The 14360-nt window shown below is 43.8% G+C and carries 12 protein-coding genes; 11 read left to right on the top strand and 1 reads right to left on the bottom strand.

The window, feature by feature from the left end; genetic code table 11:
• Positions 1-344: 344 nt before the first annotated feature.
• The 7 genes from AHMF7605_RS31220 to AHMF7605_RS24630 all read left to right on the top strand — a co-directional run bounded on the left by AHMF7605_RS31220 (position 345) and on the right by AHMF7605_RS24630 (position 6892).
• Positions 345-560 carry a VOC family protein gene (locus tag AHMF7605_RS31220; protein ID WP_158267651.1) on the top strand — a complete coding sequence of 72 codons (216 nt, stop codon included), beginning with the start codon at positions 345-347 and terminating at the stop codon, positions 558-560.
• 41 nt (positions 561-601) lie between these two features.
• Complete coding sequence (locus AHMF7605_RS24655; protein ID WP_106932628.1) at positions 602-1090, top strand: GNAT family N-acetyltransferase; 489 nt, start codon at positions 602-604, stop codon at positions 1088-1090.
• A gap of 45 nt (positions 1091-1135) precedes the next feature.
• Entirely contained in the window at positions 1136-1870 is a 735-nt protein-coding gene (locus tag AHMF7605_RS24650; protein ID WP_106932627.1) for an MBL fold metallo-hydrolase, read from the top strand.
• An 80-nt stretch (positions 1871-1950) separates the two neighbouring features.
• Complete coding sequence (locus tag AHMF7605_RS24645; protein ID WP_106932626.1) at positions 1951-2676, top strand: carbon-nitrogen hydrolase family protein; 726 nt, start codon at positions 1951-1953, stop codon at positions 2674-2676.
• A 368-nt stretch (positions 2677-3044) separates the two neighbouring features.
• Positions 3045-3497, top strand: a complete 453-nt coding sequence (locus tag AHMF7605_RS24640) for a GNAT family N-acetyltransferase (RefSeq protein WP_106933605.1) — start codon at positions 3045-3047, stop codon at positions 3495-3497.
• 144 nt (positions 3498-3641) lie between these two features.
• A complete protein-coding gene (locus tag AHMF7605_RS24635) occupies positions 3642-4157 on the top strand; it encodes a DUF2306 domain-containing protein (protein ID WP_106932625.1) in 516 nt (171 codons plus the stop codon).
• Between the two features lie 155 nt (positions 4158-4312).
• On the top strand, positions 4313-6892 hold the full coding sequence (locus AHMF7605_RS24630; protein WP_146153666.1) for a PQQ-dependent sugar dehydrogenase: 2580 nt from the start codon (positions 4313-4315) through the stop codon (positions 6890-6892).
• Between the two features lie 80 nt (positions 6893-6972).
• Here AHMF7605_RS24630 and AHMF7605_RS24625 read toward each other — a convergent pair whose 3' ends face one another.
• Entirely contained in the window at positions 6973-8352 is a 1380-nt protein-coding gene (locus AHMF7605_RS24625; protein WP_106932623.1) for a porin, read from the bottom strand.
• Between the two features lie 328 nt (positions 8353-8680).
• On the opposite strand from AHMF7605_RS24625, the gene AHMF7605_RS24620 reads away from it, so the two are divergent.
• The 4 genes from AHMF7605_RS24620 (at position 8681) to bioB (ending at position 14360) form a co-directional block, all read left to right on the top strand.
• Positions 8681-10906: an ATP-dependent helicase gene (locus AHMF7605_RS24620; RefSeq protein WP_106932622.1), complete on the top strand. Its 2226-nt coding sequence runs from the start codon at positions 8681-8683 to the stop codon at positions 10904-10906.
• Between the two features lie 153 nt (positions 10907-11059).
• The gene (locus AHMF7605_RS24615) at positions 11060-11719 is read left to right on the top strand and encodes a DUF4290 domain-containing protein (protein WP_106932621.1); all 660 of its coding nucleotides are present in this window, start codon (positions 11060-11062) and stop codon (positions 11717-11719) included.
• 147 nt (positions 11720-11866) lie between these two features.
• Positions 11867-13174, top strand: coding sequence for a UDP-N-acetylglucosamine 1-carboxyvinyltransferase (gene murA / locus AHMF7605_RS24610; protein ID WP_106932620.1), 1308 nt, complete (start codon positions 11867-11869; stop codon positions 13172-13174).
• A gap of 193 nt (positions 13175-13367) precedes the next feature.
• The gene (gene bioB / locus AHMF7605_RS24605; RefSeq protein ID WP_106932619.1) at positions 13368-14360 is read left to right on the top strand and encodes a biotin synthase BioB; all 993 of its coding nucleotides are present in this window, start codon (positions 13368-13370) and stop codon (positions 14358-14360) included.

Here is a 14360-nt window from a genome sequence, read left to right as displayed (position 1 = left end):
TTCCAAACAAGCAGTTGGATTGTTTATTCGATAGCTGAAATTAGATTATCAATTATTTACGATTAAGTCACCGGACAAAGTCGCTCTGGTTAAATTGACTGGAAGATGATACACAAAGGACTTAAAATCAATCGTTTTAACTCAGAATAAGTCTTATGTCTTGTAGCTGGGTACTTTGGTCTTTTCCATGAAAATCGGCTCTATTGTGATACGGTGTTTTGATTTTGCAAAAATGCTGGAGTTTTGGCAGGAAGCGCTCCGCTATGTACCAAGAGAGCCGGCGCAGGCCGGTTGGGTAGTTTTATGGGTAGTTTTATGCGATCCTCAAGGAATAGGCCCAAAATCTGTCTCTAGACAAAGCTCCGGAAAAACGTTCCGGGCAAAGAAGCTGGATTCACCTGGATTTGTACACCCGCCGACAAAAAGAAGAAGTAGAAAGATTAATAAAACTGGGAGCCAAAAAATATCCTTGGCGCTATCCGCCCAAAAGTGATTTTATCGTGTTAGAAGACCCGGACGGCAATCTTTTTTGTGTGGTGGAGAATGGAAACGTTAGGTAATTAAACTACTTTTAGAAGTAAAAAACGGAAACTTAACTTTCATGGTATCTGAAAATTTAAAATTTCGCCCAGCTACCAACCCGGATATTCCGGAAATTGTAAGTTTAGTTAAAAAGTGTTTACAAGAATTTAACTTAACGTATTCCCCGGAATCTTCGGAAAGTGATTTAGCAAACATTGAAACCACTTATATAAATGCAGGAGGCGCTTTTGAAACGCTTCAAACCAACCAAGCCCAAATTGTAGGTACCGTCGCTCTTTATAAAGTAAATTCAACTACCGCCAAATTAAGAAAAATGTACGTCGCGAAAGATTACCGCGGCGTAGGATTAGGCCGACTACTCCTGGAGAAAATTATAGCAAGAGCCATTTACCTGGGCTTTCAGGAAATATTACTCGAAACTGTGCATACCATGGCAGCGGCCATTCAGCTCTACGAAAGCTTTGGCTTCCGGAAAGTAAAACAAACAGCGGCCGCATCGCCCCGATGTGATTTGGTGATGAGAAAACTTTTATCGGCTCCTGATTAAAGTTAAAAAAGCATCTTTTAGAGAAATTAATTACTCCTTACCCCCATGAACCATTACGTTTTAGAAGTACAATTTACCTTTGAGGGGGTAGCAAAAGCACTTTACCCGGTAATTTTACAAAATGACCAAGAACTCATTCTAATTGACGGCGGCTATGCTGGGTTTATTCCTTTACTCGAAGCCGCCGCTCACCAACAAGGTTTATCGCTTCAAGATCTAACGGGCATTATTATAACGCACCACGATATGGATCATTTAGGCTGCTTGTTTGAGCTGAAAGAAAAATACCCAACCATAAAAATATACTCCCCGGAAATGGAGGAGCCTTATATAAATGGTCAGAAAAAAAGTTTACGCTTACAACAGGCTGAAAGCTTATACGAGTCGTTGCCCGAAGAGCAAAAACCAGGCGCTTATGCTTTTCAGGAAATGTTGAAGCAAATTAAACCAGTGCTCGTAGATGCTACCTTTGCCGAAGGGGAATTACCTTTTCTACCGGGCGTTCGGGTACTAAAAACTCCCGGCCACATGCCCGGTCATATTTCGCTTTACCTGCCCGAAAGTAAAACCCTGATTGCTGCCGATGCGGTGGTAATCGAAAAAAATGAATTAGAAATAGCCAATCCAGATTTTACTCTGGATTTAAAAGAAGCCGTAAAATCGATAAAAAAACTTCAGCAACTGGATATTCAAAAACTAGTGTGCTATCACGGCGGAGTTTTAACAGGAGATATTTCTCAAAAATTAGATAAACTTATAAGAAAATACGCCAACCTGTAACCTTATCACCTTTACCCAAAAAGCCAGAAAAGTAAAATGTAAATTTCTTAAATTATTCGGGTTAGTTAAACAAGTGTAAAATGAGAATTGGTGTAGCCCAAACCCGGCCCATTAAAGGAGATATTCCGAAGAATATAGAAAATCATAAAAAATTAATCGACCAGGCTCTTTCCCTGGATGCAGACCTAATTATTTTTCCGGAACTATCTCTGACGGGTTACGAACCGGAACTTGCCCGTAAATTAGCGACCAAGCCGGATGATAATAGGCTGAACGATTTTCAAGCAATTAGTGATACCCACCAGATAATTATTGGGATAGGATTACCCATTAAAAACGCTGCGGGAGTACACATTGGCCTGGTTCTTTTTCATCCGCATCAAGCCCCGCAAACCTATGCCAAGCAGTTTTTACACCCCGACGAAGAAAGTTTTTTTGTTTGTGGCCCCAACTCGCCGGGTTTAATCGAAAATCATTCGCATATAGCCATGGCAATTTGTTACGAAATATCCGTTCCGGAACACGCAGAAACGGCCTTTAAACAAGGAGCTGGCGTGTACTTGACCAGTGTGGCAAAATCGGTGCAAGGCTTAGATAGAGCTTTACCAAGATTGGCCGGGATTGCCAAAACGTATTCTATGCAGGTATTTATGTCGAACTGCGTGGGGCCCGCGGGTGGTATGGAATGCGGCGGGAAAACATCCGTTTGGAATAAACAAGGTTTATTAATGGGCCAACGGAATGATACCGACGAAGGAATTCTAGTTTTCGACACAAATACCCAAGAACTTATTTCAGCCACGTGAAAGCTTTCATTTTTCCATTTAGGTTTCGCGGAATTAAAGTTTATTTCTGGCGCTTGCCAAATTAAAATTAGAAATTATAAATTAGAAAGGTACACCAAAAGGTTTTTAAGCTAAAAGGAAAGCTAATTTTATTTCTACCAGTTATATCTGGGAGGTACCGATAACTTCCTAAACTTGATTTTAAATTATTTTTGAATAAAGTAAGTCGGAAAAGTATTTAGCCCGCATTTTTGATTTTCAATTTGGTTAAACGATATCAAAAAAATCCTTGTAAATCCGGGAAATTTATCTTTAATTACTCTAAACCGGCTGCGGTTTATTCAAATTGCGCCAACCTTCTGGTAAGTAAAACGAAACCCAATAAAACAATGAAGCTATTGCCCATAGAAGTAGACGAAAAACAGAATTACCGGTTTGGGCATAACCCAGAATGCCGGGAAATTCTTCAGGTATATCCTGGATTTTACAAACGGGTTGGTTTCCATAAACCTTGGATCGGCTATTTTGCAACCAACGACGAAAATTCTCTGGTTGGTTGTGGCGGATACAAAGGCAAACCCAGTAACGGTAAGGTAGAGATTTCTTACGGTACTTTTAAAAATTTTCGAGGCAGGGGTTTAGGTACCGAAATTTGCCGGCAATTAGTAGAACTTTCCCTAAAAACCGATTCGTCCGTTAAAATTACCGCCCGAACGCTGCCAGACAATCTGGGCTCGATAGGAATACTGAAGAAAAACCATTTTGAATGCAATGGTTTACTATACGACGAAGAAGATGGCGATGTATTGGAATGGGAACTAAGAGTACCAAGCATTAAATAAAACAAGGAAGACAGGAAAATAAAACTTGCTTGCTACCCCGTATACTACGCAAGAAATGTAATTAACTCACCCGCCGGTAAATACCTCATCAACCTTTACTTCTAATCAATTTTTACCCGAAAATAAATTTTAACTCCTACTACAATGGAATGGCAAATTCATAATCTGTTCGGATGGTTTCATGTAATTACCGGCATTATAGCCGTAGCCGCCGCTACTTATATTTTACTCACGCCGAAAGGAACCCGTTCGCACCGCCGTATGGGCTGGGTTTACGTAGTAAGTATTGTTATCCTGGACGTAAGTGCCTGGGGCATTTTAGAATATAATTCCGGCTTACCGGGGCCTTTTCACGTAGGAGCGCTCATTAATTTGTTTTTTGTTTCTCTGGGTATTTATCCGGTTATCCGGCGGCGGGGAAACTGGCTGCAAAAGCATTATAATTATATAAACGGATCGGTGATGGGCTTATTTGCCGCTTTTTTTGTAGAAGCCGTATTCAGAAGTTTTACGAATGGGTATGTTATTATTGGGTTAACGGTAGGTATTTCTTTGCTCGTGATGCTGGTAAGTATGCTGCTGATAGTTCGCCACCGGCCGAAGCTTTATCAACTACAGCGTAAATACAGTAAAAATAAGGCTTCTGCTATTTCCAGCTAACCATTCATTTTACTCCTTTAAAAGTCAAAAGTCCTTAAATCTAGCGGTATTAGTATGGTTGGCACTACAAAAAACTACTTAAAAATTTAGATTATGATGACAAAGAGACCCATTAAACGGAATAGCCGAAAAGCTAAATTCTTTTTTTGTTTATTTTGATTAATCTTCTGGGGAACGCATCAACTCAAGCCCATACTTTACCGGCCGGTTTCAGCCGGGTGCAGGTTGCTTCCGGCATTAGTAAACCTACGGTAATGGCTTTTACCCCGGATGGTAGAATTTTGGTAGCTCAGCAAGATGGCATTTTACGGGTTATCAAAAATGGGAAGCTTCTTTCAACTCCTTTTATGCAGCTACCGGTTACTTCCAACGGGGAAAGAGGTTTAATCGGCCTGACCCTGGACCCGAACTTTGCCAGTAATCAGTACTTATATGTGTATTATACGGTTCGGGGAACACCCCGCAACCGGATAAGCCGGTTTACGGCTAAAGGCGACGTAGTAGTACCAGGTAGCGAAGTAGTTGTATTAAACCTGGACCCGCTCAGTAGTGCTAATAACCATAATGGTGGCGCCATGCACTTTGGCAAGGATGGTAAATTATACGTAGCCATTGGCGAGAATGCCAACCCGGCTCAATCTCAAGACTTAAATACTTACCACGGAAAATTACTCCGGATAAACCCGAATGGCTCCATTCCGGCAGGTAATCCCTATACTACTGGTTCAGCTCAAAAAAAAAGAATCTGGGCCTCCGGCTTGCGTAACCCGTATACTTTCGCGGTCCAACCCGGTACCGGCCGAATATTCGTGAACGATGTAGGTCAGGTTACTTGGGAAGAAATAAACGATGCTAGTGCCGGGGGAAAAAATTTTGGCTGGCCCGTTAAAGAAGGATTCAGCACGGACCCGGCCTATGCCAATCCGGTATTTGCCTATCCGCACGGCTCCGAAGATGGTACGGGTTGTGCCATTACCGGGGGAGTTTTTTTTAACCCAATTACTACCAATTATCCCGCTGCTTACCAAGGTCGTTATTTTTTTCAGGATTTATGCAGTAAATGGATTAATGTACTGGATCTTTCCAGCCCTACTCCTATCCGCCAACCTTTTGCCACTAATCTCGGCGACTACGCTTTGGGGATTACTGTGGGTACAGATGGCAATTTGTATTATCTGGAAAGAAGTACCAGTGCCGTTTATAAGATTATTTATACTACTAATGCTGCGCCCCGTATTGAACAACAACCGGCCAACCTAACGGTTGCCGCCGGACAACCCGCCACCTTTAAAGTAACCGCTACTGGTACCGCTCCGCTCACCTACCAATGGCAAAAGAATGGAGTAAATATTTCGGGAGCTACCGCGGCTACTTACACAATAGCTAGTACCAAAGCAGCGGACGCCGGTAATTACCGCGTGGTAGTAGCAAATGCCGCCGGAAAAGCAACCAGTAATGCCGCTTCCTTAAAGGTTACTGCTTTCAACAACCGGCCAGTGGCCGTAATTAATTATCCCACCGAAACCTTCCGTTACCGCGGCGGCGATGTTATCCGGTTTATCGGGGATGCTACCGATACGGAAGATGGAACGTTACCAGCCAGTGCCTTTACCTGGTTCGTAGATTTTCACCACGACACCCACCACCACGACGGCCCGGCTATTGCCGATGGGGTAAAAAGCGGCTCCTTTGTGATTCCGACCAGCGGAGAAGTATCCGCAAACGTTTGGTACCGCCTGTATGCCGTAGTAAAAGATGCGGGCGGGTTAACCGATACAATTTACCGGGATATTCATCCGTACCGTTCCACAATAAGTCTGACGACTCAACCGGCCGGATTAAAACTTACCTTAGACGGACAACCCGTAAATACCCCTATTGCGGTTAACAGTGTAGAAGGTATAATGCGAAATATCGGCCCGGTAAATTCGCAAACACTTAACGGGAAAACCTACGTTTTTGAAAAATGGCTGCACGGCGGCTCGGCGAATCAAACTATTTCTACGCCCAAAGACAATGTAACTTATACGGCCGTTTACCGCGAAGCAGTTTCTTCGGCGCTCTTAGAGGCAGAAAATGCGGTAGTCTCTGGCGTACAAGTTTCTAACGATCATGCGGGTTATACCGGAACCGGCTTTGCCAACTACCTCCAGGAATCGAATGACTACATAGAATGGACAGTTTCTGTTCCGACAGCCGGTACGTATAATTTAAGCTTCCGCTATGCTTTGGTAGGTAGCTCACGTCATCTTCGGCTTCAGGTAAACAACGCCAACCTCGCATCGGAACTGGAATTTCCCGAAACCGGGCAATGGACTTCCTGGTCAAATAAAGAAATAAATATTAGTTTAACGGCGGGTTCAAACACAATTCGGCTTACGGCTACGGGTACCAGTGGCCCCAACCTAGATCATTTAGTAGTAAGCCCAAATTCTTCTGCCCCGGCACAAGCTAGCACAAAAGAAACGGTTGCGACAGAACCTGTGCTTCAGGTTTATCCGAATCCGGCAAACTCTTATTTAAAGGTGCGTATTCCATTTACCTCTGAGCAGAAATATACGGTTCAACTTTATAATAACCAGGGGAAATTAGTGCATCAGAATCTTTCTGTAAAACCCGTTCTAGGACAGAATACCCTTTTATTGCCAACCGCTAATTTACCCGTAGGCTTATACATTGTTAAAATCTTGCAGGGAAAAACCAGTTTATCTAAGGTATTTTTCATTCGGCGATAAAAGCTGTATTCGTCCGCTACAAAACTATAAACCCTTACTTACCGCGGTAAGTAAGGGTTTATTTTAAATTGCCGCTTACATTAGAAACGGTACATTACCCGAATAGTTAGTATATTATCTTTATAATCCCGGGCGTATTTAATTAATTGGGTAGGTTGATTTTTTACCCAGTCGTACCAAAAGGTAAAGCGTACATTATTCGTAAAATTATGAATGTAGCCGCCGCCTAAAGTACTGAATTTAATATCAGCTTCGGTGGTGCCGGAACCAGGCTGTCCTACTTCTTTATTTTTTACTTGTTTGTTCGGATCGTACCAATCGTACTTAAGCACAATTTGGTCGCGGCTGGTCTTGATGTCTTGTAAAAAGTAAAAGTAAGCCCCGTTAAACTTTCGGTGGTAAATGGGCAAACCTACTTTGCGGGCAAAAGGCAGGTTATTGACAATGGTAATCTCGTCGGTGGTAGGTTCGGTAGCGGGTACTTCGGAGGAGGTGGCAATGCCGGGTTGCCGGCCAATAATAAATTCGCCCCGCAGCTCGGTAGTGCCCCATTTATTTAAAATTTTCAGCTGCGCATCGGCTCCGTAGTACCGGCGGGTAGCAATTTTACCGATATTGGTTTCCGCGGAATCTACCTGAAACATGGGTCCGGCAGCCGTTTTGTTTAAACGGTAAACCTGTTTGCCGAACTGGCGCATGCCGCCATTGTAGTGCGATACACTACCTGATAAAATTAATTTTTCAGTTATTTCGGTGGGCTTTACCGAAACCCGACCAATAAAATCTTTGTTGCTATCGTAATCGGTGGGAGCGGCTACCCCGGTGCCGTTAAACAAACCGGCTTCAATCCGCAGATTTCTTAAGGCATCCTGCTCCTTTTGCGGATCAAAACTTAACATCAAGCCCAAATCACGCTCCGTGCGGAACAAAATCTGCGACATGCGCCCACGTTCGGGTGCTTCTCGCTGCGACGAAGAATAATTTACTTCGAACCCAAAGGGTCGGGGAAACATACCCGTGGTCAGGTGAAATTTACTGAACTTATTCTCGTAAATTTTTCCGTAAAAATCCCGAATCTGCACACCTCGTTCCGTTACATCAAACTGGAAAGCAAAAGAGACGGAAGGTAAATCTTTTTGGTGGAGCATGGTATATTCCATCCTTACCCGGCCGCGGCGCAGCATAAACCGGTTATTGGAATTAGCGGCAAAGTTACCCCCCGCAAAGCTGGGAGCACCGGCACTCTGCGCCAACTGAAACTGCGGTTGGATATACCCGCTGAATTTTAAATTTTCAAATTTTTTAAAAACGGAGTAAATACCCTCGCCCTGCGAAATAGTAGAATCTTGAGAAGCTTGCTGGGCCTGCGCCGAAAAGTAAATAAGATTGACTCCTACAAAAGCGATAATATACCGCCAGCCGCCCAAATGTAACTTGAGCGGACAAATAATTCTTTTCATTGTTTAGTCTCTTTAATTTTTAAAGCGAGCGCTGGTAGAAGTGGGAGAGAACGCCAAAACTTTAAAAAATTTCACAAAAGTAAAGAATGATAGGCACTTAGTGGGAATGTACACCAGGTACACTAGGTTAAGAAATTGTTAAGTTTTTGTTAATCTTTAAGCTGTTCCTTCCAAGTACACGAACCAGTACCTTTTGATTTTTTAAATAGATTTTGTATTACCTAACCCACATACAAGAAACTGATAAAGTAGTTTGGCTGTTAGAAAGAATAGAAGATGCGGTAAATTTTGTAACTTGTGCCGCTTTTGTCTGATAGCCCCGAAGCGAATGGATTACCTGAAATTATTGAACGATTCACAAAGAGCCGCCGTTCTGCATACCGACGGTCCGGTAATGATTATTGCGGGCGCCGGCTCCGGTAAAACCCGGGTTTTAACCTACCGGATTGCCCACTTAATTAGTAAAGGTGTTGACCCCTTTAATATATTATCTTTAACCTTTACTAATAAAGCCGCGAAAGAAATGCGGCAACGGATTGAAAAAGTAATCGGCAACGAAGCCAAAAATATCTGGATGGGCACGTTCCACTCGGTATTTGCTAAAATTCTGCGCGCCGAAGCTCCTAAAATTGGTTACCCGAGTAACTTTACTATTTACGATACCGATGATTCTAAAACCCTGATCCGGAACATCGTTAAGGAAATGAACCTCGACGATAAGTTGTATAAACCGGGCATGGTATTAGGCCGCATTTCGGCGGCTAAAAACAAACTGATTACCGTTGCCCAATACCGCCAGGACCCTACCATCCAGGCCGACGACGAAGCGGCCATGCGCCCCAAAATCGGGGAAATTTACCAGGCATACCAAAGCCGGTGCTTTAAAGCCGGCGCGATGGATTTCGATGACTTATTGTTCAACACCAACGTGCTTTTTAAAGAACATGTAGATGCTCTGAACAAATACCAGAACATTTTTAAATACGTGATGGTGGATGAGTACCAGGATACCAATTACTCCCAGTACCTAATTACCCGCAAACTGGCCGCCAAAAACCGGAATATCTGCGTAGTAGGCGACGATGCGCAAAGTATTTACGCGTTCCGGGGAGCCGATATTCAAAATATATTGAATTACGAGCGCGATTACCCCGAACTGGAAGTATTTAAGCTGGAGCAAAATTACCGGTCTACCAAAAACATTGTGTACGCGGCTAATTCGGTTATTAAAAATAACAAAGCCCAGCTGCGCAAAGATGTCTTTACCGACAACGAAGAAGGTCCGCTGATTGAAGTAATAAAAGCCAACTCCGACAACGAAGAAGGTAAACTAGTGGCGAACGCTATTTTCGAAGAAAAGATGAACAACCACCTTTCTTACGAAGATTTTGCGATTCTTTACCGGACCAATGCGCAGAGCCGGGCTATGGAAGAGGCTTTACGGAAGATGAATATTAAATACCGCATTATTGGGGGCTTATCGTTCTACCAACGCAAAGAAATTAAAGACTTAATTGCCTACTTGCGCCTAACCGTTAACCACAACGACGAGCAAGCCTTACGGCGGGTAATAAACTACCCCAAACGCGGCATCGGCGACTCTACCATCGAAAAAATTATTGTAACCGCCGACGAAACCAACCATACTATTTGGGAAGTAGTCAGCAACGCTAAAAGCTTTTTAACCGGCCGTGTGGCTTCTCCCATTGAAGACTTTGCCACTAAAATTAAAAGCTTCGCCATTATGGCGGAGCAAAACGATGCCTTTGAAGTAGCCAAACACATTGCCAAACAATCCGGCATTGTAGAAGAATTGTACGCCGATAAATCCATTGAAGGCTTGGCCCGTTACGAAAACATCCAGGAATTACTCAACGGGATAAAAGAGTTTGTGGATGATCCGGAGAAAGAAGATAAAAGCTTGTCGGCCTTTTTGCAAGACATTGCTCTTATTACCGACGCCGACAAGCAACAAGACGACGGCAGCGAATACGTTACCATGATGACCATTCACTCGGCTAAAGGTCTGGAATTCCGGAATGTATTTATTGTGGGCATGGAAGAAAACCTGTTTCCGAGCCAAATGATGCTGACCACCCGCGCCGATTTGGAAGAAGAACGCCGTTTGTTTTACGTAGCCATTACCCGCGCCGAAAAGAAATTAACTCTATCTTACGCTACCAGCCGCTACCAATGGGGCAACCTGCGGGCCTGCGAAAAAAGCCGTTTTATTGACGAAATCGACACCCGGTTCTTAAACTTTCAGTACGGCGAAGGCCAGAGTGTTTTTGATAAAGTTTTAAAGCGGAAAAGCAATTTAATTCCGGCTTCTCCCGTTAAAAAAGCAAGTAACTACGTTCCCCCCGCCGATTTTGTACCCAGTGATACCGCCAACTTACAAGCCGGAATGCGCGTAGAACACCCTAAATTTGGTTTTGGTGTGGTAGCTAAAATGGATACCCAAGGCAACAGCACCAAAGCCATCATTGAATTTGAAGAAGCCGGCGAAAAAACCTTATTACTCAGCTTCGCCAAATTACGCATACATGAATAGAAACGAGACGCTAGATACTAGACATTAGACGCTAGATTTTAGATTTAAAAAACATTTTGAAATCTAGCGTACATTACTCGTTGATGATAATTTAAAAAAGTCTAGCGTCTAGCATCTAGTATCTAGCGTCTAAAAAATCCTTACCTTTACCTTATGATTGCTAACTCCAGTTTTAAACAGGAACTGCTGCTGCGGGAATACGGCAGAAATGTTCAGAATATTGTTTCTTATATTCTCTCTATCGAAGATCGGGCGCAACGCAGCCGCAGTGCCCAACTGCTCGTGAACTTGATGGCCAAGCTGAATCCTTCTATCCGCGATATTCAGGATATGCAGCAAAAATTATGGAACCACCTGTTCGTGATGTCAGATGGCAAGCTGGATGTGGATTGTCCCTACCCGCTAAGCGCCATGGAATATTTGAATGACAAGCCCGCCCGCATGGATATTCCGCACGATATTCCGAAGTATAAGCATTACGGTAAAAACGTGGAGCACCTCATTCATAAGGCCATTGAAGTAAAGGATCGGGACGAGCAGGACGCTGCCATTATTTCTTTGGGCAAGCTCATGAAAACGCTTTACCGCACGTACAATAAAGATTCCATTACCGACGAAATTATCCTGAACAATATCCGGGAGCTTTCCGGGGGTAAACTGAACATGGATTTGGCTAAAATTGAAGCAAATAATTTATTTGAGGTAAGTGTAAAAGTGGGCTCTTCCAATAATAATTCTAATAATAACAGCAACAATAACAACAATAATAACCGCAAGAAAATGCTGGATAAGCAGCGCAAAAAACAACAGTAATAATTTAGTTGTTCGTTGCTGGTTGTTCGTTGTTAGTTATTGATTATTACTTTTCACTCTTAAACCGTACGTAGTTCTGGTTAAAGGTTTCCGGCTTGCTTTGCCGACAGCTTTTAACTTTTAACTCATAACTTTTAACTCATCTAAATGGCCAGTTTTGAAGTAATTGGTGGCAATAAATTACAAGGAGAAATTATTCCGCAGGGCGCCAAAAACGAAGCATTACAAATATTATGTGCCGTATTGCTTACTCCTGAACCTGTTACTATATCCAATGTACCCGATATCCGGGACATAAATAAATTAATAGAAATGCTTACCGACCTCGGCGTTAAAGTAGAGCGAAAAGATGCTTCTACGTACACGTTTACGGCCGACGATATTAACCTGGAATATTTAAAAACCGAGCAATTTGCGACTCAAGGCCGGGCTATCCGGGGCTCGGTTATGATTATGGGACCCATGCTGGCCCGTTTCGGAGTGTGTGCCCTGCCTAAGCCCGGCGGCGATAAAATTGGCCGCCGCCGCATGGATACCCATTTTATCGGTTTACAGAAACTGGGCGCTAACTTTAATTACGATTCGCAGGATTCTTTTTTCCAGATTACCGCGCCTAATGGTTTAAAGGGAACCTACATGCTGCTCGATGAGGCTTCGGTAACCGGCACCGCCAATATGGTTATGGCCGCTGTATTAGCCGAAGGCACCACCACTATTTATAACGCCGCCTGCGAACCTTATTTGCAACAACTTTGCCGCATGCTCACCCGCATGGGAGCGAAAATCAGCGGTATTGGTTCTAACTTACTCGTGATAGAAGGAGTGGAAAAACTGGGTGGAACCGAGCACCGGATGCTACCGGATATGATTGAAATTGGTTCTTTTATTGGTTTAGCCGGTATGACCGGTTCTGAAATTACCATTAAAGACGTTCAAATTCCGGAATTAGGTATTATTCCGGAAACCTTTCAGCGCTTAGGCATTAAAATGGAATTCCGGGGCGATGATATCTACATTCCGGCCCAGGACTCCTATGAAATTGACACCTACATTGACGGCAGTATTTTAACCATTGCCGATGCTATCTGGCCCGGCTTCACGCCCGATTTAATTAGCGTGGCTTTGGTGGTTGCTACCCAGGCCAAAGGCACGGTGCTTATTCATCAGAAAATGTTCGAAAGCCGGCTTTTCTTCGTGGATAAATTAATTGATATGGGCGCCCAGATTATACTTTGTGATCCGCACCGGGCTACGGTAATTGGCCATAACCGGAAGGTACCGCTCCGAGGAATTAACATGACTTCTCCGGATATCCGGGCAGGAGTTGCTTTATTAATTGCCGCTTTGTCTGCGGAAGGGAAAAGCACCATCGAGAACGTAGAACAAATCGACCGTGGTTATCAATACATCGACCAACGCTTGAGTGCCTTGGGTGCCGATATTAAACGTAAATAATCTTCGCTGTTACATTAAAGTATTCAAGCTAATTCAAAAACTTATAATTAAGAAAGCACCAGGTTTAAATACCGGTGCTTTTTGTTTTTTAGAAATTCTCTTCATAAGCTAAATTTCCGGATAGAGGTTTTCGCAGGATTCTTTTTTTTAGTAGTAGATTCTTCTTTACTTTCGTACCCTTAACGCTGACAACATGCCGAACGAAAATTACGGAATCCGCACGGATTGGGAAATAAAAGAAATCGAGGAGATATATCATAAACCCATTCTCGAACTGATTGTAGAAGCAGCTACCGTTCACCGTCAATACCAAACTGGGAGCGAAGTACAAGTTTGCACCTTATTGTCCGTGAAAACCGGCGGCTGCCCCGAAGATTGCGCGTATTGTCCGCAGGCAGCCCGTTACCAAACAGGAGTAAAGGCCCACGGTTTGTTAAAAGACGAAGAAGTACTGGCGGCCGCTACCCGCGCTAAAAATGCCGGTTCAACCCGTTTTTGCATGGGCGCCGCTTGGCGCGAAGTACGCGATAACCGCGATTTTGACCGCGTATTAGGTATGGTTACCCAAGTAAACGACATGGGCTTAGAAGTTTGCTGCACCTTAGGTATGGTGAACGAATACCAGGCCGAGCGTTTGAAACAAGCCGGTTTATACGCCTATAATCATAACCTGGATACTTCCGGCGATCATTACGGCAATATAATTACTACCCGCAAATACGAAGATCGGTTAAACACCATTGATCACGTGCGCAAAGCCGGAATTTCGGTTTGCAGCGGCGGCATTATTGGTCTAGGCGAAACCACCGAGGACCGGATTGAAATGCTGCACGTATTGGCTACGATGCCCGAGCACCCCGAATCCGTGCCGGTTAACGCGCTCGTACCGGTGGCCGGCACGCCTTTGCAAAATCAGCCGCGGGTACCCGTGTGGGATATGATCCGGATGATTGCGACGGCCCGCATTATTATGCCTAAAACCATGGTGCGTCTATCGGCCGGCCGCACGAACTTAAGCGTGGCGGAACAAGCCTTGTGTTTTCTGGCGGGAGCTAACTCCATATTTTCCGGCGAAAAATTATTAACCACTCCCAATCCGGATTTTAACGAAGACCAGGCTATGTTTGAATTGTTAGGACTGCAGCCCCGGAAAGCATTTAAAGATGCCTGGCAACCCGCGAAATAA

Source organism: Adhaeribacter arboris (assembly GCF_003023845.1).
Taxonomy (GTDB): Bacteria; Bacteroidota; Bacteroidia; order Cytophagales; family Hymenobacteraceae; genus Adhaeribacter; species Adhaeribacter arboris.
This window is presented reverse-complemented; position numbering and strand designations above follow the sequence as displayed.

What these genes read in the sequence shown, in the direction of transcription:
- AHMF7605_RS24655 (WP_106932628.1), top strand. Translation starts at nt 602, where the DNA reads ATGGTATCTGAAAATTTAAAATTTCGCCCAGCTACCAACCCGGATATT.
- AHMF7605_RS24650 (WP_106932627.1), top strand. Translation starts at nt 1,136, where the DNA reads ATGAACCATTACGTTTTAGAAGTACAATTTACCTTTGAGGGGGTAGCA.
- AHMF7605_RS24645 (WP_106932626.1), top strand. Translation starts at nt 1,951, where the DNA reads ATGAGAATTGGTGTAGCCCAAACCCGGCCCATTAAAGGAGATATTCCG.
- AHMF7605_RS24640 (WP_106933605.1), top strand. Translation starts at nt 3,045, where the DNA reads ATGAAGCTATTGCCCATAGAAGTAGACGAAAAACAGAATTACCGGTTT.
- AHMF7605_RS24635 (WP_106932625.1), top strand. Translation starts at nt 3,642, where the DNA reads ATGGAATGGCAAATTCATAATCTGTTCGGATGGTTTCATGTAATTACC.
- AHMF7605_RS24625 (WP_106932623.1), bottom strand. Translation starts at nt 8,352, where the DNA reads ATGAAAAGAATTATTTGTCCGCTCAAGTTACATTTGGGCGGCTGGCGG.
- AHMF7605_RS24620 (WP_106932622.1), top strand. Translation starts at nt 8,681, where the DNA reads ATGGATTACCTGAAATTATTGAACGATTCACAAAGAGCCGCCGTTCTG.
- AHMF7605_RS24615 (WP_106932621.1), top strand. Translation starts at nt 11,060, where the DNA reads ATGATTGCTAACTCCAGTTTTAAACAGGAACTGCTGCTGCGGGAATAC.
- murA (WP_106932620.1), top strand. Translation starts at nt 11,867, where the DNA reads ATGGCCAGTTTTGAAGTAATTGGTGGCAATAAATTACAAGGAGAAATT.
- bioB (WP_106932619.1), top strand. Translation starts at nt 13,368, where the DNA reads ATGCCGAACGAAAATTACGGAATCCGCACGGATTGGGAAATAAAAGAA.